Source organism: Sphingomonas faeni (genome assembly GCF_030817315.1).
GTDB lineage: Bacteria > Pseudomonadota > Alphaproteobacteria > Sphingomonadales > Sphingomonadaceae > Sphingomonas > Sphingomonas faeni_C.
This window is the reverse complement of record NZ_JAUSZF010000001.1, coordinates 562,529-584,020: the sequence shown is the minus strand read 5'-3', so window position 1 is coordinate 584,020 and position 21,492 is coordinate 562,529. Positions and strand designations below refer to the sequence as shown.

Sequence of the window (21,492 nt, the reverse complement as noted above, 5' to 3'; positions counted from 1 at the left end):
AAAAGCCCGGACGTTGCCGCCCGGGCTCATTGTCGGCTGACGTCATGCAACGGCAGCCAATGCTCTCAGACGGTTAGTACGTGGTCGAACCGGACTTGCCGAGCGTGTCCGACGTCGTACCAGTAGTCGTCGAACCCGGGGTCGTCGTGCCGGTGGTCGATGCCGTACCGGTTGTCGAGCTGCCCGCCTGCGTGGTCGAGCCGTAACCGGTGGTGCCGGCATCCTTCTTGTCACCGCCGGTACGATCGCCACCCGTGCGATCACCGCCCGTACGATCACCATAATCGAACATGGCCGAGTTGCGCTCTTCCTCTTTCCACGCCGCCTTGGCTTCGTCGGCCGACTTCGACAGCGTCACTTTGCCGTCGACGGTCTTGATCCAGCGCGACGGGATCGAGTGATGGACGCCACCCGCATCCCTGTCGTTCTTGGTCAGCAGGATGCGGTCACCCTTCACCTTGTCGACCGTACCGACATGGCTGCCGTCCGAACCGACGACTTCCATATGCTCGGCGACCTGCGACAGCGAACTGCGCTGGCCCTGGCGCTCGGTGCGCCATGACGAAAACTCGTTCTCGAACTTGGAACGGTTCTCGTTGCGATACTCGTCATAGTCGCGGTCGAGCGCCGCGATCTGCGTGCTGCGCCAGCTATGATAATGGTCGTCGTGCGTGTTCGACGAGCGGTTGCCGAACGCGCGGTTCTCCCCGCTGCCATAGGAACGATCGTCATAGCGGGCATCGGCCTTGCGGCGACCCTCGGCCTCGTCGTCACCGAACCACGAACGGACCTCGTCACCCGCGCGCGCGATGAACCCACGATCGTCATAGTCGTAGCCCTGCGGCTGGCGACCATAGCCACGGTTGTCGCCGCGCGACGTGTTACGGTGGTCGCCGTACGATGTATTACGGTTGTCGTCGTCTGCGTGACGGTTGGAACCGACGTCCTGGAAACGGCGACCGTCCGACGCGTAGCTACCGTGGTATTCGGTATCGCCCGAGCCCTGACTGCGCCGGCCATAACGCTGCTGCTCCGAGTCATGGCGACCATAGCCCTGCTGGCCGTAATTCTGGCTCGAGCCCTGGCCGTAACGCGACTGCCCATAGCGATCGCCGCCCGACGGCTGCTGGCGATCGTTGTGACCGCCGTAATAGTCGCGGTCGCCCTGATCGCGGTTCTGCTCGCCGCGATATTGATCGCGACCATATTGACCACGGCCCCTCTGGTCGTCGCGCCCTTGATAGTCGCGACCGAACTCACCGGCGGCTGCGTAATCGCGCGCGCTGGATCGGCCGTAATCGCCACCGTCGGAACGGAAATCGCGACCGTAATCCTGCGAGTTCGGCCGACCGTAATAGTCGCCCGATTGACGATCTCGGGTATTGCGTTCGTAGACCATAGGAACCTCCTAATTGCTGTCCTGCGGCTGCCGGCCCCGTCGATCGTTTTGGTCGATCGCGGGCCCGTACATTCCGAAGATTACAAATGCCAAAAGCGCGGAATGTTCCTGGGTTTGCAGAGGCATGGCGGCGACACGACGCTGGTTCGCGACGACATGCAGGCGTTGGTCGGGCTAGCTTCACCAACCGGTTGCAACCCACAAATCGAGCCGCTAAACCGCCAATCACGGCCTGCGGCCGACCGCGCGGGGCCGTAGCTCAGATGGGAGAGCGCTGCAATCGCACTGCAGAGGTCAGGGGTTCGATTCCCCTCGGCTCCACCAGCGCCAAAACCATGTAGAATTTGGTATTAGGCGGTTCGCCGCACCCGCACTCCGGTGAGTGCATCTCGGCCGTTCGACCGTCGGTGTTTCGCCATATCAAGCTCGCTCATTTCGATGACAACTTTCCCAAGGCGGGGAAGTAGGATTGTGGTTCGACCGGGCGCAGCGGGGTCTCGGCGTTGGCGTCGAATAGGTGATCCAGCATCGCGGCCATCGCCGCCTGCCCCTTCGCCGTGATCCCGATATGGACGCGGCGGTGATCGGTCGGGTCGGGATGGCGCACCAGCAACGCCGCCTCCTGGAGACGATCGATCCGTCGCATCGCGCTGGCAGCGCTCTCCCCCGACATCAGGATCAGGTCCTTGACGTGCAACCGCTCACCCGTCGCGACTGCGATGAACAGGTCGATCATCATGTCCCAGGCAGGATCGACCAACAGATCGCGCGGCAGGAATGCGCTCATCGTCGCGCGCAACCGACGCGCCTGACGCGCCCGAGCGAGAAGCGCCGGCGAGACCGGGACGATTCCCGCCGCCCTGTCCCGCCGCGCCGCGAGATCGACCGCACCGTTGGAACGCGACGTGCTCATCGTTCCCTCAGCGCTTCCTGCGCGCGATTGAGCGGCTTGAGCAGATATTGGAGGACGGTCTTGCTGCCGGTGTGGATGTCGACGGTCGCGACCATGCCTGGCGTGATCGGGAACGTGCGCCCGGACTTGTTGGTCAGCGAGTCCGCCTTGGTCTGCACGAACACCCGGTAATAGAGGATGTCGGGCTTCACCTCATCCCGGATCGTGTCCGGCGAGATGCTTGTCACCGTCCCCTCAAGCCCGCCATAGACCGAATAGTCATAGGCGGTGACCTTCACGCTCGCATGCTGGCCGGGGCGGATGAAGGCGATGTCGCGCGGCTGGATCCGCGCCTCGACCAGCAGGCGTTCGTCGAGCGGGACGATCTCCATGATCTTGCCGTTCGGGGGCACGACGCCGCCGATCGTCGAAATCTCGATATTCTTCACCACCCCGCGCACCGGCGAGCGCAGCGTCAGGCGCTGGAACGTATCGGACCGCCCACGCACCACCGGCGCCAGCGAATCGACCTGCTCGGTGACCTTGGCGAGATCCTGTCGCGCCTCGACCATGTATTGCGACCGGAGATCGGCCTTTTTGAGTTCCAGGTCGGCGCGCTGGCGTTGCAGGCGGAGGACCTCGACGTTGCTGGCGGCCCCGACAGCAATCAGCGACTGGCCAATCGCGACCTCGCGGCCGATCAACTGGAGCGACTGGTCGATCAGGCCGAGCGACGACTGAAGGCTGCGGCGGCGCGTGTCGTACAATCGGGTCTCCGCGGCCTTGAGGTCGGGATAGCGCGCCAACTCGCCCGGGAACTCCAGCGGGGTGCCGTTCGCCTCCGCGCGCAGCCGTGCCGCACTGGCGAGCGCGGCACGGTATTTCGCGGCGCTTTCGTCCATGGTCGAGCCCGCCTGGGTCGGGTCCAGCTGGGCGAGCAACTGCCCCGGCTTGACGATGTCGTCCTGCCGCACGAGCATCTTGGCGAGGATACCGCCCTCGAGCGATTGCAGCACCTGTTCGCGGCTGGTTGGCACGACGCGCGCCTCCCCGGTCGCCACTTCGTCGAGATCGGCAAGCCATGCCCAGATCAGCGCCGCTGCGAACATTGCCGCGAGTACCCAGACGAGACGCGTGGCCGAAGCCAGCCGCGCCTCGCCTTCGCCGCCGAACAGATGGTCGTCTTCGGCCGTGATGGTGGTCATGCCGCAGCACTCCGCGTTCCGCGCATCGTCGCGAGCACCTGATCCTTGGGCCCGTCGAGAATGATCCTGCCGTTGTCGATGACGATGATGCGGTCGACGATGTCGAGCATCCGCATCCGGTGCGTGGCGACTACGATCGTCCGCGTCCGGCTCCAATGCCCGAGCCGCTCGATGAAGTGACGCTCGGCACCCTCGTCCATCGACGCGGTCGGCTCGTCGAGCAGAGCGACCATCGGTTGCCGCAGCAGCAGCCGTGCGAGCAGCAACGCCTGGACCTGCCCACCCGACAGGCCGAGCCCGCCTTCCTGCACGACATGGCCGAGCCCATCGCGCAGCCAGCGGACCATGCCCTCGGCGCCGACCATCGCGAGGATCTCGACGATCTCCGCATCGGACGCGGACGGTGCACCGAGCGTCAAGTTCTCGCGCAGCGTGCCGTGGAATAACCGGCTGTTCTGCGTCAGCAGGCCGATGTCGCGGCGCACGTCGGCCGGGTCGATCTGGTGCAACGCAAGCCCGTCGAGCAGGACTTCGCCCGACACCGGCTGGAGCATGCCCGACAGGCCCTGCAACAGCGTGGACTTGCCCGCGCCGTTGCGCCCGAGCAGCGCGATGCGCTCACCCGCGGCGATGTCGAGACTGGCGACCGACAGCGCCGGCGGGGCGTTGGGATCGGCGTAGGTGAACACGCCGGACCGGATCGTGAAGTCGCCGGTCACGGCCGGCAACGGGATACGGTGGTCGCCGTCCGCGCTGTCGACGGGCAGTGCCATGATCTGGTTGAGGCTGCCCATCGCGACGCGCGCATGCTGCAACCGGCCGAGCAGCTGCGTGACCTGCGCCATCGGTGCCATCATCCGCGAGCCGAGGATCGAGGTGGCGACGAGCACGCCGGTCGTGATGTCGCCGGCGATCACCAGCGGCGCACCGACGAAGATGATCGCGGCATAGACCCCGTTCTGCACGCTCTGCGTCCATACCGAGAGACCGTTGGTGACGCCGCGCAACCGTAGCTGCGCCTCGCCGGCGACCGCGTTGTAGTGGTTCCACTGGTGGTGAAAGCGTTCCTCGGCCTGGAGCGCCTTGATATCCTCGATCCCCTGCACCGCCTCGACGAGCATCGCGTTGCGGAGCGAGGATTCGCGCATCGATTCGGTCGCGAGCACCCGCAGGCGGCGTTGCGCGAGCAGCCCCGGCAGCAGCAGCAGGACCAGCGCGCCCAGCGGCACCAGGGCCAACGCACCGCCGATGTACCAGAGCACCGCGAGGAACAGCAGGAAGAAGGGCATGTCCGCGACCGTCGCGACCGTGGTCGAGGTCAGCATGTCGCGCACCTGATCCAGATCGCGGAGCTGCGAGATGAACGTGCCGGTCGACGCCGGCCGTGCGCGGTTGCGGACGCGCAGGGCATGCCCGAACACCCGGTCCGAGATGCGCAGGTCGGCGCGCTTGCCGAGCACGTCGACGATGTTGGTGCGCAGCCGTCGCAGCACGAAGTCGAAGCCGATCGCGATCAGCACGCCGACGAACAGGATGGTCAGCGTCGGGATCGACCCCGCCGGTACGACCCGGTCATAGACCTGCATCGAGAACAGCACGCCCGCGAGCCCGAGGCAGTTGGTCACCACCGACGCGACCATGACGTGCCCGTAGGACGGTGCATCGCGCATCAGGATCTGCCGCAGCCAGTGATCCTGGAACGGACGGATATACGTATCGACGCGCATGTCGGGCGCGGAACGGGACGGACGTGGAATGACGAACCCGGTCGCCGACTCCATCAGTTCCGCGAGCGTCAGCCGGGTCTGGCCGCCACGGTCGCCGGGCAGCGTCAGCCGGACCTGGTCGTCGGCATCGATCCCCTCGATCAACGCGATCTCGCCATCGGCAAAGCGCACGATCGCGGGCAGTCGCCAGCTCGTCAGGCGTACCGCGCGCGGCGTATCGAACCGCACGGTCAGGCCGGTCGCGCGACCGAGCGTGCGGATGCGGGTCTCGTCGTCGCCGCCCAGATCCCATTGCACGGCCAAACGCGCGCGCTGTTCGGACACCGGCAGCCTGTAATGCCGCGCCACCCGCCCGAACAATTCCAGCCAGCTGTCGATCGCCATCACCGGCGCCGCGGCGAGCACCGCGGTCACAGCGTCACCCCGCGCAGGGTCGTGCCCGAAAACCCGAAGGCATCGCGCATCCGCCCGGACAGGAACAAGCAGTCGACCTGAAGTCGCCGAACATCCTGCGTCGTGTTGATCGCCTCGAAGCGGACCTGCTGAAGTTCCTGTTCGGCGTTGAGCAGATCGACCAGCGTCCGCGTGCCCATCTCCAGATACTGGATCCGGTAGAGGCGATTGGTCTCGCGCATGTTGCCTTGCCGAGAAACCAGCGTGTCGATCACGCGCGTGAGGCTGTCGATCTGCTGCTGCGCCTCGGCCATGCCCTGGCTGGTATCGAGCCGCGCACGCCGCGCACTCGCCTCGGCTGCATCGCGTTCATACCCCGCGCCGCGCAGCCGCGCCTTCGTGATGCCGCCGGAGAAGACGTTGCTCGAAACCCGCAGGCCGAAATTATAGATGCTGCGCTGGCCGAACGGCGACGCGATGTCGCTGGAGGCGTCGCCGCCGAGCGACACGGTCGGATAGCGATCCGCGCGGCTCCGTCGGACCGCTGCGTCGGCCCGGTCCACCAGCGCATCGGCGACCATCACCGACGGCACGGTGTTCCATTCCGGCATCGGCCTGGAGCAACTGCGCATCAACCAGTCCGGCACGTCGGGCGCGATCGCCGCCGGTGGCGTGTCGCGATTGAGCAGATAGGCGAGGTTGCTGGTCCACCGCCGCTTCGACGCCTCGATCTGGGTCAGCGTGGCGCTCGCCGCCTCGACCCGCGCTTCCGCCTGGAGCGCATCGGACTGGGTCGCGGCGCCCATCTTCGAACGCTGACCGACCAGCGCGCTGATCTGTTCGATCCGCGACGCCTGGTCGAGCGCGACGGCGTGGAGTGCGGTCGCGCGCTGAAGCTCGATGACGGCATAGGCGCTTTCGCGGATCAGCGTATCGACCGCGAGCAACAGCTCGGCTCGCCCGCCGCGGGTCCCTGCCCGTGCAGCCGCGACGTCGCTCGACACCTTGCCGAAATCATAGAGCATCTGGGATGCGCCGATCTGCGGTCTCGGGCGCCATGTGCCCGAAACCCGGCTGTCATAGCCGCTGCCGAGGCCGGTGCTGACGGTCGGAAGATAGCCGGCGCGGGCCGCGTTGATCTCTTCGCCGCGGGCGCTGAGGACGCCCGCCGCCTCGGTGATCGACGGATGCCAAGTCAACGCTTCCTTGGCGGCTTCGGCCAGCGTCAGCGGCCGCGCCGGGTTCGCGGTCGCGACGGGCGCGATATCCGACGCCGGGCCGGTCTGCGCATCTTCCGCCCTGCCGATACCTGCCAGGCCCATCGACATCACGCCGCCCATTGCAAGTATCGATCGTACGTATCGTGCTCTGTAGTGCATGGGTACCGGGTCCTCTGCGTCGAACACACAGAAGACCCGGTACCTTTAACGAACCGTGTAAGACCAGCGCCTTTATACCATTGATATCATTATATTAAATCCGTTCTGATTTCTTAATAAACAGAATTGGTATTGGTGCCATGCCGGTCCGGATCTTCCGGCGCGACGATATAGTCGAGCGGATCGGCGACCGCGGGCATTGCGACATCGATCGCGAAGGCCGGATGTCCCGCGTCTCCGACACCCTCCAACGCCGCAGGCTGTTCCGGCGGGAGGAAGTTCGCCAGGACGTTCTCCAACTCGCCCTGCCCTTCGAACACGTCGTAGATCGCACGACCGATCGCATCGCTATCGGGCGCGACGGTGACCGAGGCGTCCGCGTCGATCCCACTCGTCACGAACGCATCCAGCGCGATCACGTCCGTTTCGATGCCGACGATCTGGCTCGATACGCTAGCCGCCGCGATCGTGCCGTCAGTCGGTACGTCGATCGTCACGGTCAGCGTGGACGTCGCCACGGTGCCGTTCGGCTGGATCACCTGGTAGGTGAACGTATCGAACAGATCGACCGTCGAGTACCCGAGTGTCGCACTGGGGCTATAGAGGTAATCGCCCGTCTCGTTGACCGTCAGCGTCCCATACTGTCCGGTCAGCACCGCCGCGGTATCGCCGATCTCCGTGAAGCCGGCTCCTGAATCGACCCGGATCCCGGCAAACGGCGTGTTCGCGGTATCGTTGTCGAGCAGATTGCCCTCCGCCGTCGAAGCGCTCCCCAGCGTGAACTGGTCGAGGAACGTCGTCGTCGCGCCGACCGACACGGTGCTCACGAACGACCCTGCCGTCGCGCTGCTCGATATGGTGTACGAGTATCGCCCGACGGGGAGATCCTCGACCGTGAACACCGCGCCAGTACCGATCGGCAGTCCGACGACCGCAATCTGCGTTACCCGTTCGATCACGGTGCCCGCTTCGTTGCGCACGGTCAGCGTGTAGGTCGGCAAGACCGAAACACTGGGTGCGCGGGCAACCGCGATGGACACGTCCGCCACGGTGTTCGCGGCCACGGTGAAGGTGCTACCGCCGGCGCCCGTCGAGAGAAGGCCCAGTGGACCTGTCGAGTTGAACGAGAACGCCGTCGTCGGCGCCGTCGTTGCGACGACGTTGTCGTACGTCACCGCGGCGACCGCGACGTCGGCGGCGGCCACCGGCGCACCGGCGATGTCCGGGCTGCCGATCGCGATCGACAGGACGGCGCTTTCGCGTTCGCCGTCGGTCGGATCGATCAACGTGTAGGTGAACGCATCGGTCTTGCCGATCGCCAGCGCGCTGGCATCCGGCGTGTAGGTATAGCTGCCGTCCAGGTTGATCGTCAGCGTGCCCCAGGCCCCGTCGACGACCGTGCCGTTCGCCGCGACCGCCGTGGTCACGCCACCGATCGTCACGCTGTCGACCTGCGTGCCCGGTCCGACGATATCGACCGCGCCGCCTGCCCCTTGATCGGTGATGACGTTGCCGGATGTGGCGGAGGGAACCACAGCGGGGACTGCGGTGAAGTCCGAGTCCACGCCGGCGACGGCGAGGTTACCGAACAGCGCCGCGCCCGCCGTGCCCGAGAAGGTCAGGAACGCACGGTACTCACCCGGTCCCAGCGTTTCGGTGGCGCTGAGATTGCCGTCGAACACGCTGATATCGAGCAGCGAGGCATTGCCCGATCCGTCGACCGCGACCCAGTTGGTGCCGTCGAAGCGCTGGACGACGACCGCGTAATCGCTGGCGACGCCGATATCGAGCAGGTCGGAGTTGTAAGAGAAGACCGCATCCAGGCTGTGCCCGGCCTCCACCGTGAACCGGACGTCGGGGACCGAAAGCACCTCGGCCTGAAGATTGACCAGTCCGAGCGAGACGAGCACCGGATAGGTCGCACTGCCAAGATCTACGGACGACGTCGGCGGGACCAGGTCGATCGATGCCGTGTTGGCGTTGTCGAAGGCATCGATGTCGAACGGCGCGACGACATTTCCCGGCAGCGATATGTTGCCTGCCGCGTCCTCCTGCGTCACCCCGAGCGTCGTCCCACTGGTCTGGGCCGGCACGAGCGTGACGGTAAAGCTGCCGTCCGCGGCGACCACGCCATTCCCGATCACGGGACCGCTACCGACGCGCACCTCAACGCGCGCGCCCGGTTCGCCCGTGCCAGTGACCGTCGTCCCGTCGCCAGCGACCAGCAGCGCGGTCGGCGCTGCGGGTGCGGTCAGGTCGGGGGCGACCGCGCTCGCCGGATCGGAGAGGTTGTTGGCGCCGTCGCGCTGCGTCGCGACCAGCGTCTCGCCGTTGCGTTGCGGTTCGTCGAGCGTGACCTGGTACGACCCCGTGCTCCCGACGACCGCGGTACCGATCGGCAGCCCGTTGCGCGTGATCGTCACGGTGGCGCCAGGCTCGCCCAGGCCTGTCACGATGTCGCCACCGGCACCGATGTCGATGCTCGGCGCGTCCGGCGCGGTGAGGTCGGGTGCGATCGCGGGAACGGGTGGAGAGACGTTGCCCGCCGTGTCGGACTGGACGACGCTCAACACCTCGCCGTTGCGCTGTGCGGTATCGAGCGGTGCGGTATAATTGCCGTTTGCGTCGACAATCGCGGTACCGATTTCCAGGCCGGCAGCATTGCTGACGGTGATCGTGGCGCCGGCGACACCGGCACCGACGACCGCGTCGCCCTCGGCAGAGACGGTGGCCGTCGGCGAGAACGGTGCCGTATCGTCGGGTGCGACCACGATCGTCGGCAGCGACGGGTTGTTCGCACGGTCGGTCTGCGTGACCGTCAGCGACTGGCTGTCGGTCTGCGCAATCGACAGCGGTACCGCATAAGTGCCGTTTGCGGCCACGATCGCGGTGCCCAGCAGGCCACCGTCTGGGCCGGTGACACGCACCGTCGCACCCGCCTCACCGGTACCGGTGACGAACCCGCCGTTCGCCGAAACGGTGGCGGTCGGTGCGCTCGGTGCGGTAATATCGGGTGCCAGGACGGAGGACGGCAGCGAGAGGTTACCGGCCGCATCCGCCTGCCGCACGGTGAGCTGTTCCCCATTGGCCTGCGGAGTGCTCAGCGGCGTGGTGTAGATGCCGTCCGCGTTCACTGTGGCCGTTCCGATCGTACCGCCTCCGGGGGCCGTAATCGTCACGATCGCGCCGGGTTCACCGGTGCCGGTCACGCTGGTGCCGTCCCCGGCGACCACCGCCAAGGGCGCACCAGGCGCCGTCGTATCGGGGGCCGTGATCCCGGTCGGCAGGGAGCCATTCCCTGCCCGATCGGTCTGGACCACCGTCAGCGCCTGACCATTGGCCTGCGCCGACGCCAACGTCACGGTAAAGCTGCCGTCGGCCGCAACGACTGCCGTTCCCAGCAGGCCGTTCGGGCCCGATACGCGGACCGTTGCGCCGGCCTCGCCCGTCCCGGTCACGCTGCCGCCGCCCGCAGCCAATACGGCCGCCGGAGCATCGGGTGCGGTCGTGTCCGGTGCCACTGCCGAGACCGGTGGCGAGACGTTGCCGACGCCGTCAGCCTGCGTCGCGGTGAACGCCTGGCCGTTCAGCTGTGCCGGGTTCAGGACGATGCTGTAGCTGCCGTCTTGCGCAACCGTGATCGGCCCGATCGTAGCGCCGTCGGGTCCGACGATCGTGACGGTAGCGCCGGGTTCGCCGGTACCGCTTGCGCTCGCGCCGTCGGGGGCGATCACCAGCGTCGGGATTGCTGGTGCCGTAAGGTCCGGTGCCAGTGCCGTAGCCGGCGGCGAGACGTTGCCGCCGCCGTCGGTCTGCGTCGCGGACAGGACCTCGCCGTTCAGCTGTGGCGTACTGAGGGTCGTGGAGTATGTGCCGTCCACACCGATGGTCGCGACACCGATCGCGGCCCCCGCCGGATCGGTCACGACGATCTGCGCGCCGGGTTCGCCCGTGCCGGTCACGATCGTGCCATCGCCGGAGACGATCGCGGTCGGTGCCGCCGGCGTGACGAAGTCCGGGGCGATGGTGGACGCCGGGCCCGACACGTTGCCGGTCGGGTCCGCCTGCGTTGCGGTCAGCGTCTCGCCGTTGATCTGCGGATCGGCGAGCGTGATGGTGTACGTACCGTCTCCGGCGACCGGCACCGTGCCGATGGGGGTACCGCCCGGCCCGGTGATCGTCACCGTCGCACCGGGCTCACCCGTACCACTGACGACGGTGCCGTCCCCGTTGATCGCGATGGTCGGGGCAAGTGGTGCCGTGAGGTCCGGTGCCAGCGCCGTGGCGGCGGGCGATGGGTTACCGGTCGGATCCGCCTGGACCACGCTCAGCGTCTCGCCATTGACCTGCGCTAGGGTCAGCGTCGCCGTATAGGTACCGTCCGCGCCGACGATTGCCGTCGCCACGACTGCGCCGCCAGGCAAGGTGACCGTCACGGTCGCTCCCGCTTCGCCGGTGCCGGTGACCGCAGTGCCGGTGTCGTTGACGTCCGCCGTCGGAAGCGCGGGTGCGGTCAGGTCCGGTGCGGTGGCCGCCACGGGCAGCCCGGCATTGCCGTCCTGATCGACCTGCGTCGCGCTCAGGACTTCGCCATTGACCTGGGCCGTGGTCAGCGTGGCGACGTAATTGCCGTCTGCGCCGACCACCGCAGTCCCGATCGCAATCCCGGCGGGATCGCGGATCGTCACGGTCGCGCCGATCTCACCGGCGCCGGTTACGGTCGTGCCGTCAGCGGATACGTCCGCCGTCAGGCCTACGGGCGCATCGAAATTGGGCGCCGTCGCGGTGACCGGCGGCGAAGGGTTACCAGTCGGATCGTTCTGGATCGCACTCAGCACCTCGCCGTCGATCCGCGCCGGATCGAGGACCAGCGTATAGCTGCCGTCGGCCGCGACGATTGTCGTGCCGATCGTGCTGCCATCCGGGTTGCGCACGGTCACGGTGGCGCCGGGCTCGCCGGTACCGTTCGCGGCCGTGCCGTCGAGCGTGATCGCCAGCGTCGGCGCGGCCGGTGCGGTGATGTCTGGCGCGGTCACCAGCGTCGGCGGCGATGCGTTGCCCGATGCGTCTACCTGGATGGCCTCTAGCTGTTCGCCATTGGCCTGCGCGGGCGAGAGAGCCACCACGAAGGTTCCATCGGCGGCGACGGTGGCGGTGGCGATGGTCGCCCCGGTAGGACCGTCGATCGAAACCGTCGCCCCCGGTTCGCCGGTGCCGCTCGCCTGCGTGCCGTCGGCCGAGACCGTCACCACCGGCGCTGCGGGCCCGGTGATGTCGGGTGCGGTGATGGCGACCGGACCGGACGCATTGCCCGCCGCATCGGCCTGGGTCACGGTCAGCGCTTCGCCATTGGCTTGCGCCGGGGTCAGCGTGACGGAATAGCTGCCGTCGGCGGCGACGAGCGCAGTACCGATCACGGCACCGCTCGCGTTCGCCACGGACACCGTCGCGCCCGCTTCGCCGACACCCGTCACGACGCTGCCATCGGCCGCGATCGCCACCGTCGGCACGTCCGGCGCGGTGATGTCGGGCGCCAACGCATTGGCAGGCGCCGAGACGTTGCCGGCCGCGTCGGTCAGCGTCACCGTCAGGGTCCCGCCATTATCCTGTGCATCCGCGAGCGGTACCGTGAAGCTGCCGTCGGGCGCGACGATTGCCGTGCCGATCACAACGCCGGCCGGATCGCGCACGGTCGCCGTGGTTCCCGCCTCGCCCGTGCCGGTCACTGCCGTGCCATCCGCGTTGACGCTTGCGAGCGGTGCGGTGGGGACGACCAGATCCGACGCGGTCAGTGCGATCGGTGGCGAGACGTTGCCCGCCCCGTCCGCCTGCGTGACGCTGAGCACCTCGCCGTTGATCTGTGCCGCGCTCAGCGTCGCGGCATAGAAGCCGCCCGCGTTGACGAGCGCCGTACCGAGCGGCGTGCCGTCGGCCGCGCGCACGGTGATCGTCGCGCCGGCTTCACCCGTCCCCGTCACCACGTTACCCGTCGCATCGAGCGCCGCGGTCGGTGCGATCGGGGCGGTCAGGTCGGGCGCCACAGCAGTTGCTGGCGGCGAGACGTCGCCATCGACTTCGGTCTGCGTGACGCGGATGGTTTCGCCGTCGATCCGTGCCGGCGTGAGCGCGACACTGTAGCTGCCGTCGGCATTGGCGACGCCGTTCGCGATCACGGCACCGTCGGCGTCGTAGACCGTGATCGCAGCGCCGCCGATCGCGGTGCCGGCCACGGTCGTACCGTCAACGCCTACCGCAGCGGTCGGTGCGTCGGGATCGGTGTCCGCGACAAGATCGGGTGCGGTCGTCGTGGCTGGGGGCGAGACGTTGCCCGCAGCATCGGCCTGCCGGACGGTCAGGACTTCGCCATCGACCTGTGCCGGCGACAGCGCCGCGGTATAAGTGCCGTCGACCGCAACGATCGCGTTGCCGATCACGGCACCCAGCGGATCGCGGATGACGATCGTCGCGCCAACCTCACCGGTTCCGGTGACGCTGAGGCCATCCGCACCGACCGTCGCGACCGGCGCATCGGGCGCGGTGAGATCGGACGCGGTCAGCGGCGTGGGAACGGAGGTATTGCCGGCCGCATCCGTCTGCACGACGGACAGCGACTGGCTGTCGACCTGCGGCGTGGCGAGGACGACCGTGTAGGCGCCCTGCGCGGTGACGATCGCGGTGCCGATCTCCGTTCCGCCCGCATCGCGGACCGAGACGGTCGCGCCGACTTCGCCGGTACCGGTCACGATCGTCCCCGAAGGATCGAGCGCGGCATCGGGCGCAGGCGGCGCCGTGATGTCGGGCGCCGTCAGCGCGAGCGGCGCAGAGGCGTTACCGGCCGCATCGGTCTGCACGACGCTCAGCGCTTCGCCGTTGGCCTGCGCAGGCGTGAGGGTGACGTCGAAGCTGCCATCCGCCGCGACGATCGCGGTGCCGACCGTGGTACCCGCGGCATCGACGACGGCGATCCGTGCGCCGACCTCGCCGGTACCCGACACGAGCGTGCCGTCGCCGTTGATCGCCGCGTCGACGGGCGCGGGCGCGGTGAAGTCGGGCGCGATCGTCGTGGCGATACCCGACACGTTGCCGGCGGCATCCGCCTGCGTCGCGGTCAGCGTCTCGCCATTGACCTGCGCCGTGCTCAGTTGCGCGGTATAGGTACCGCCCGCGTCGACCAGCGCGGTGCCGATCGCGACCCCCGCGGGGTCGGTGATGGTCACGGTCGCGCCAGGCTCGCCGGTTCCCGTCACAGCCGTGCCGTCACCGTTGACGACCACCGTCGGTGCGGCGGGTGCGGTCACATCCGCCGCGACGACGCTGACGGGCGCGGAAATGTTGCCGGCCGCATCGGCCTGAGTCACCACCAGCGTCTCGCCATTGGTCTGCGGCGCGGCGAGCGTGACGACATAGCTGCCGTCGGCGCCGACCGTCGCGGACCCGATGACCGCGCCACCGGGTGCGGTGACGGTGACGACGGCACCAGGCTCGCCAGTGCCCGCCACAAGCCCGCCGTCGCCGGACAGGGTCGCGGTGGGCGTGCCGGGTGCGGTGATGTCGGGCGCGACCGCATCGACGGACGGCGAGACGTTACCGGCCGTGTCGGTCAGCGTGACGGACACGGTCTCGCCATTGGCTTGCGGCGTGGCGAGCGGCGCCGAATAGGTCCCGTCGCCAGCGACGGTCGCGCTGCCGATCACGACGCCCGCGGTGTCGCGGACCGTGACGGTGGCGCCAGCCTCACCGGTGCCGGTGACGGCGCTACCGTCGGGCGCGACCGTGGCGACCGGTGCGTCGGGCGCGACGAAGTCGGGAGCTGCGAGGTTGGCTGGCGGCGAGACGTTGCCCGCCGCATCGGCCTGCGTCACCGAAATCGTGCCGCCGGCATCCTGCACCGTAGTCAGCGTAACCGCGTAGTCGCCGTTGGCATTCGCGGTGGTGGTGCCCAGCACGGTGCCGTCGGCGGCGCGCACGGTGATCGCCGCCCCTGCCTCGGCGCTGCCGGTGACCACGGCGCCGGTCGGATCGAGCGTTGCGACGGGAGCGTCGGGCGCAGTCAGATCGGGCGCGATGGCGAGGGCCGGAGGCGAGACGTCGCCGTCCGCATCGGCCTGCGTGACGCCGATCGTCTCGCCGTCGATGCGCGCCGGTGTCAGGGCGACGGAATAGCTGCCGTCGGCATCCGCTACGCCTGTACCGATGATCGTTCCATCGGCATCGTACAGCGTGATCGCGGCGCCCGCGACGGCGACACCGGTCACGGCCGAGCCATCGGCAGCGACGGTGGCGGTCGGTGCGTCGGGCCCGTCGTCCAGGACCAGGTCGGGTGCCGTGGCCGTCGCGGTCGGCGACACATTGCCGGCGGCGTCGGCCTGGCGCACCGTCAGCACCTCGCCGTCGACCTGCGCAGGCGTGAGCACCGCGGCATAGGTGCCGTCCGCGCCGACGACCGCGGTGGCGATGACCGCGCCGACCGGGCTGCGGATCGTCACGGTCGCGCCGACTTCGCCCGAGCCGCTGATGCTGGTGCCGTCGCCGGCGACGATGCCGGTCGGTGCGAGCGGAGCGGTCAGGTCGGGTGCGACCAGCGTGGCCGCAGGCGACACGTTCCCGGCCGCATCCGCCTGCGTGACGGACAGTGTCTCGCTATTGCCCTGCACGGTGGCGAGCGTGATCGCATAATTGCCCTGCGCGCCGACGGTCGCCGTCCCGAGAACGGCGCCGTTCGCGTCGCGCACCGTGACGGTGGCGCCGGCCTCTCCCGAGCCGGTGACGATCGTACCATTGGCATCGAGCGTCGCGACGGGCGCGAGCGGCGCCGTCGCATCGGGTGCGGTCAGCGACAGCGGTGGTGCCGCATTGCCTGCTGCATCCACCTGCGTCGCGGTCAGCTGTTCGCCATTCGCCTGCGCCGGGGTCAGCGCGGTGCTGTAGCTGCCGTCCGCCGCTACCGTCGCCGAGCCGATCACGGTCCCGCTGGCGTCCGCGAAGACGATGCGGGCACCCGGTTCGCCGGTCCCGGCCACGGACGTGCCGTCGGCGCTGATCGTCGCGGTCGGCTGAGCGGGCGCGGTGAAGTCGGGCGCAATCGTGCTGGCGGTGCCCGATGCATTGCCGGCGGCATCGGTCTGGCGGGCAACGATCACCTCGCCGTCGACCTGCGGGGTCGAGAGGATCGCGGTATAGCTGCCGTCCGCGGCAACCGTCGCCGTCGCGAGCGTCGTGCCTGCCGGATCGGTGATGACGACCTGCGCGCCGGGCCCGCCGGTGCCGCTGACCTGCGTGCCGGTGGCGTCGATCGCGATCGTCGGCGGCGCGGGCGCGGTAAGATCCGGCGTACCGAGATCGACGGCGGGCGAGACGTTGCCGGACGGATCGGTCTGGACGACGGACAGCGTCGTGCCGTCGACCTGCGCCGGCACGAGCGCCGCCGAATAGTTGCCGTCGGCGCCGACGACGACGGTCGCGATGACCGCGCCGGTCGCGTCGCGGATCGTGACGGTCGCACCCGGCTCGCCTTGGCCGGTGACTTGCGATCCGTCACCCGAGATCGCCGCCGCCGGAGCAGCCGGCGCGGTCAGGTCTGGCGTGGCGATCGTGACGGGAGCGGAGACGTTCCCGGCAGCGTCGGTCTGCACGATCGTCAGGTCGGTGCCGTCGACACGCGGGGTCGGCAGCGTCAACGTATAGGTCCCGTCGGCCGCCACGACCGTCGTACCGACGATCGCGCCGGTCGAGTCCGCGACGGTCACGGTGGCGCCGGGCTCGCCGCGGCCGGTGACGATCGTTCCCGTCTCATCGACGGTGGCGCTCGGAGCGGCGGGTGCCGTCAGGTCGGGGGTCGCGGCGGTCGTTCCGGGGGAGACGTTGCCGGCCGGATCGGTCTGCGTGACGACGACCGGATCGCCCTTGATCTGCGGCGACGTCAGCGTGACCGAATAAGTGCCGTCGGCGCCGACGACGCCGGTGCCGATCACCGCGCCGCTGGCGTCGCGAACCTGGATCGTCGCGCCGGCCTGGCCGGTGCCCGTCAGCACGGCCCCATCGCCGCGGACGGTTGCAGTCGGCGACGACGGAGCGGTCGTATCGGGCGTCACGCCGGTGCCGGGCCCGGGATTGGGCTGAGTGGGCCGATCGTCGTCGTCACCACCGCCGCCACCGGCGGCGACCGCGGCCAGTCCCGCCGCCCCGGCGACGCCTGCCAGGATCGCCGGCAGCGCAAGCGACGAACCGCCGCCCGATGCTACGACCGCGAGATCGTCGAGATCTTCGATTTGCGTGAACGTGACCGGCGTATTCGTCGTGCGGGCGTGCCACAGGGTTCCATCGGGTTCGCGCAGGACGAGGTCGTTGGAAACGGCGGGGTCGGCAGAGTAGAAATCGACGACCCGGACCTGCTCGCCGTTCGCCAACCTGACGACGAGATCCTGGCCCTGCCGTTCGATCCCTGCGAGGTCCGCCCGAGCGATGTCGAGCCGGACGATGCTGGGTGCGTCGAGATCGATCGTGCCGGTCGAAACCTGGCTGACTGCGCCGGTAGCCTTCGAGATCACGTCCACGTTCATTGCCGTTTCCTCCTGGTATCACGCTTGTAAAATCGCCCCCCGATCACCCCCGGCGATCGAAAACGGCAAATTCCCGCGATGAGTGAACGGCGCACCGAGTTGCAGCGGTGCAACGATTCCGTTTTCGGAACCAATTCTGATTAGGCGTTGCGAACGCCGGTCGATGACGCGTCGCCAGCGTAGTGCTGGACGCGCGTTCTTCGCGTGTGAGCGCTCATCTGCCGCGACCCGCGCACAGCGCTAAAAGGCCTGGGGGCTTAAGAGGATTCCCCTCCCTGGAAGGGAACAGGTCAGCCAGTCATATTCTTGATTTGTGCAGCGCAGCGCAGCAAAGCGTTGCAGCATGGAACCGCAACGCTTGATGGGGAAACAAGCGTTCAGCAGGAGGGAAGCGGCAAGCGGGCTTCAAGAGTTGGAATTGGTCACCCGGAACAGCGTCACGCGACGCCGTTCCGGGCCGCCGTGTCGGCCTTCACCGACACGGCATCGCATCACCAGATGTGGACGCGCTGCGCCGGTGCCAGATACAGTGCATTACCGGGCTTCACGTCGAACGCGGTGTACCAGGCGTCGACGTTACGGACGATGCCGTTGACGCGGTAGAACGGTGGCGAGTGCGGATCGGTCAACAGCCGCGCCCGCGCCGCACCCTCGCGCAACTTGGCTTGCCACGCCTGCGCATAGGACAGGAAGAAGCGCTGGTCGCCGGTCAGCCCGTCGATTACCGGCGCCTTGCCGTGGACGGCCTGATACTTTTGATACGCGGCATAGGCCGTCTCGACACCGCCGAGATCGCCGATGTTCTCGCCGAGCGTCAGCGCACCCTTTACACGCACGCCGGGGATCGGCTCGTACGCGTCATACTGCTTCGACAGCGCGGCGGTACGCTGCGTGAAGGCGGTGCGAGCCTCCGGCGTCCACCAGTTCTCGAACTTGCCCGATGCGCTGAACTGGCTGCCTTGATCGTCGAAGCCGTGGCCCATCTCGTGACCGATGATCGCGCCGATCGCCCCGTAATTCACCGCGGCATCCGCCTTCGGATCGAAATAGGGCGGCTGCAGGATCGCCGCCGGGAACGTGATCTGGTTGTTGAGCGGATCATAATAGGCGTTCACCGTCTGCGGCGTCATGCCCCAGAGCGTACGGTCCACCGGCTTGCCGAGCCGCGACAGTTCGAGCTGATGCTGGAACTCGCCGGAACGGATCGCATTGCCGAGCGGATCGCCGCGCACGACCTTCAGCGACGCATAGTCGATATACTTCACCGGATGACCGATCCGCGGATCGAACGCGGCGAGTTTTGCCAGCGCCTGCGTCTTGGTCGCCGGGTCCATCCAGCCGTTCGCGCCGATCCGCTCCTTGTACGCAGCACGCAGATTGGCGATCAGCTCACCCATCTTCGCTTCGCTCTCGGGCGGGTAATGGCGCTTCACGTACACCTCGCCGACGGCCTCGCCCATCGTCCCGTTGACCATCGCGATGCCGCGCTTCCACCGTGCGCGCTGTTGCGGCTGATCGGCGAGCGTCTTGCCGTAGAAGTCGAAGCTCGCCTGATCGAACGCCTTGGGCAGCACGTTCGCGCTGGACGAGGCGAGGCGGAACTTCATCCAGTCCTGCCATGTCGAGACGGGCGTGGCCGCGTACAGCTTGCCGAGTTCGGTCAGCGCGGTGGAATTGGTCATGTAGACGATCGGGAACTGGCTGTAGCCTGCGGTCGACAGCAGCAACGGCCAGTCGAAGTCCGGCGCTAGCGCCTTGCGACCGGCGGCATCCATCGGCTTCAGCATCGCCTTCAGATCGCGCGACTGGACCGGCGACCACTGAACCTTGGCCATCGCGGTTTCGAGCGCGACGATCCGGTCTGCCTTCGCCGATGCATCCGGGATACCCGACAGCGTCAGGATCTTCTCGACATAAACGCGGTACGCGGTGCGGAAGGTGTCGTACTTCGGCCCCTGCTCCAGATAATAGTCGCGCCCGCCCATGCCGAGCGAGCCCTGCCCCGCGGCGACCGCATAGCGCTTCGGATCGGCGGGATCGGGCAACTGGCCGACCTCGACCGGCGCGGCATAACCGACCGTCGAGAACAGGACTTGCAGTTTCTGCTTGTCGGTCGCGGCGTCGATCTTCGCAAAATAGGGCTTCAGCGGAGCGGCACCCGCGCGCTCGATCGCCGCCTCGTCCATGAAGCTCGCATACAGGTCACCGAACTGCTTGGCGCCGGGACCGACCGCCGCCGGATCGCGTGCCGCATCGTCGAGGATCGTGCGGACCTGCTGCTCCGCCTGATCCGCGAGGATGACACTGCCGCCGGCGGACGTGCGATCCGCGGCGATCTCGGTACGCTTGTTCCAGCTGCCGTTCGCATAGGTCCAGAAATCGTCACCCGGCTTCACCGACTTGTCGGCGGCGGTGAGATCGATCCCGAAACTGCCATAGCGAGTCCCGGCCGGAGCGGCGGTCTGTGCGAAGGCCGACGTCGACAGCGTGAGCGTCGCGGCGCCCAGCAACAGCCGCGAGATAGGATATGACGGCATTGGAACTCCATGATCGAAGGGCGGTGCGAACCAGGATTGGAACAGGTCGGATCCGAAAAATCCAGACCGATCTTACGGTTCTAGGGCGGACGCCGAACAATATGCGTCCGTTTCCGACGCATCGGCTACGGCAAGACTGCCGGCGGCTTTCGATCGGCGCGATCCAAGCCTACGTCTGTGGTATGGACGAATTGACGCTCAGCGTGGTCGGCATCGACTTTCCCAACGCGGACAAGAGCAAGAGCAACCGGCGCATGGAACTGCTGCTGTGCGTTCCGGGCGAGTCGGTCGAGCTGCGGCGCGAACCGAAGAACCCGCATGACGCCAACGCGGTCGCGGTATTCAGCCTGCGCGGCGTACAGATGGGCTATCTATCGGCCGAGCGCGCACCCTTTATCGGCCGGCGCATGCAGCAAGAGGACTACGCGGTCGTCTTCCAGGCGCTCGCCGGCAGCATGGGCTACGTCCGCATCCGCTTCCGCGGTGGTGCACCGACCTTGCCAAACCCGGTCGAGTCCGCGCCGCGCTCACTCTCCGCACGATACGATCCCGACATTTTCTATCCCGATCCCGACGGCCCCGAATGGGGTGCCTGAGCCGCGTCAGATACCCTGAGCGGTAACGATCCGACCCGTCGCCTCGAGATCCCGCGTCAGGTCCGCGAGACACCGATCGACCAAAGCCTCGTCCGAACTCCGCACCACGAAGTTCGCACCCGTCTTCCCATCGCGGAAGAACGGGTAGCTGCCGATCGCGACACCCTCATGCGTCTTCTCCGCGTCGCGCAACAGGTCCGCGACCTCACTCTCCGCGACCCAGCAGCCGATCGTCTTCGACACCACCGGCCGCCCGCCCTCCAGCGTGCCCGTCAGCGCATCGAGCATGCCCGCAGTAATATGCGGCACGCCCGCCATGATGAAGATGTTGCCGATCTTGATCCCCGGCGCGCCCGAAACCTTGTTGTCGATCAGGTCCGCCCCGACCGGCACCCGCGCCATCCTTGCCCGCGCCTCGGTCAGCCCACCGCGCGTCGCGTAATACGCCTCCAGCACCGCCATCGCGCGCGGATGATGCTCGACCGCGACGCCCAGCGCCTCGGCGATCGCGTCCACCGTGATGTCGTCGTGAGTCGGCCCGATCCCACCGGTCGTGAACAGATAGTCGTTGCGTGCGCGCAAGGTGTTGACCGCCTCGACGATCGCCTCGGTCTTGTCGGCGACCACGCGCACTTCGGCGAGGCGGATGCCCTGCACGTTGAGCCAGGCCGCGATCTGCGCGACGTTCTTGTCCTGTGTGCGGCCCGACAGGATCTCGTCGCCGATGATCGTCAGCGCGGCCGTCCAGATGCGTTCCTCTACCATGCCCCTCGCATAGCCTCGCAAAAGCGCGCCCGCCACGCTA

Annotated in this window: 9 protein-coding genes and 1 tRNA gene; 2 read left to right on the top strand and 8 right to left on the bottom strand. The window is 67.9% G+C overall.

All coding sequences use genetic code 11. The features are described from left to right. Nucleotides 1-73: 73 nt before the first annotated feature. Entirely contained in the window at nt 74-1,399 is a 1,326-nt protein-coding gene (locus QFZ54_RS02725; protein ID WP_307084189.1) for a DUF2171 domain-containing protein, read from the bottom strand. Between the two features lie 248 nt (nt 1,400-1,647). Between QFZ54_RS02725 and QFZ54_RS02720 the strand changes: the two genes are divergently transcribed. Then, nucleotides 1,648-1,723 (top strand) — tRNA-Ala (locus QFZ54_RS02720). A gap of 106 nt (nt 1,724-1,829) precedes the next feature. On the opposite strand, the gene QFZ54_RS02715 is transcribed toward QFZ54_RS02720, so the two are convergent. From QFZ54_RS02715 to QFZ54_RS02690, 6 genes are all read right to left on the bottom strand, one after another. Then, nucleotides 1,830-2,312: a MarR family winged helix-turn-helix transcriptional regulator gene (locus QFZ54_RS02715; RefSeq protein WP_307084188.1), complete on the bottom strand. Its 483-nt coding sequence runs from the start codon at nt 2,310-2,312 to the stop codon at nt 1,830-1,832. After that, the gene (locus QFZ54_RS02710) at nt 2,309-3,496 is read right to left on the bottom strand and encodes an HlyD family type I secretion periplasmic adaptor subunit (protein WP_307084185.1); all 1,188 of its coding nucleotides are present in this window, start codon (nt 3,494-3,496) and stop codon (nt 2,309-2,311) included. Before QFZ54_RS02710 ends, QFZ54_RS02715 begins: the two co-directional genes overlap by 4 nt. After that, the gene (locus tag QFZ54_RS02705) at nt 3,493-5,637 is read right to left on the bottom strand and encodes a type I secretion system permease/ATPase (RefSeq protein ID WP_307084183.1); all 2,145 of its coding nucleotides are present in this window, start codon (nt 5,635-5,637) and stop codon (nt 3,493-3,495) included. Before QFZ54_RS02705 ends, QFZ54_RS02710 begins: the two co-directional genes overlap by 4 nt. Beyond that, nucleotides 5,634-6,944: a TolC family protein gene (locus QFZ54_RS02700; protein ID WP_307084181.1), complete on the bottom strand. Its 1,311-nt coding sequence runs from the start codon at nt 6,942-6,944 to the stop codon at nt 5,634-5,636. Before QFZ54_RS02700 ends, QFZ54_RS02705 begins: the two co-directional genes overlap by 4 nt. Nucleotides 6,945-7,108: 164 nt before the next feature. Then, nucleotides 7,109-17,554, bottom strand: coding sequence for a BapA/Bap/LapF family large adhesin (locus tag QFZ54_RS02695; RefSeq protein ID WP_307084179.1), 10,446 nt, complete (start codon nt 17,552-17,554; stop codon nt 7,109-7,111). A 491-nt stretch (nt 17,555-18,045) separates the two neighbouring features. Next, nucleotides 18,046-20,091, bottom strand: coding sequence for a M13 family metallopeptidase (locus QFZ54_RS02690; RefSeq protein WP_307084177.1), 2,046 nt, complete (start codon nt 20,089-20,091; stop codon nt 18,046-18,048). Nucleotides 20,092-20,273: 182 nt separating this feature from the next. On the opposite strand from QFZ54_RS02690, the gene QFZ54_RS02685 reads away from it, so the two are divergent. Further along, nucleotides 20,274-20,687 (top strand): HIRAN domain-containing protein, encoded by a 414-nt coding sequence (locus tag QFZ54_RS02685; RefSeq protein ID WP_307084175.1) that lies wholly within the window; start codon nt 20,274-20,276, stop codon nt 20,685-20,687. Nucleotides 20,688-20,693: 6 nt separating this feature from the next. On the opposite strand, the gene QFZ54_RS02680 is transcribed toward QFZ54_RS02685, so the two are convergent. Continuing rightward, on the bottom strand, nt 20,694-21,452 hold the full coding sequence (locus QFZ54_RS02680) for a competence/damage-inducible protein A (RefSeq protein WP_307084173.1): 759 nt from the start codon (nt 21,450-21,452) through the stop codon (nt 20,694-20,696). Between the last annotated feature and the right edge of the window lie 40 nt (nt 21,453-21,492).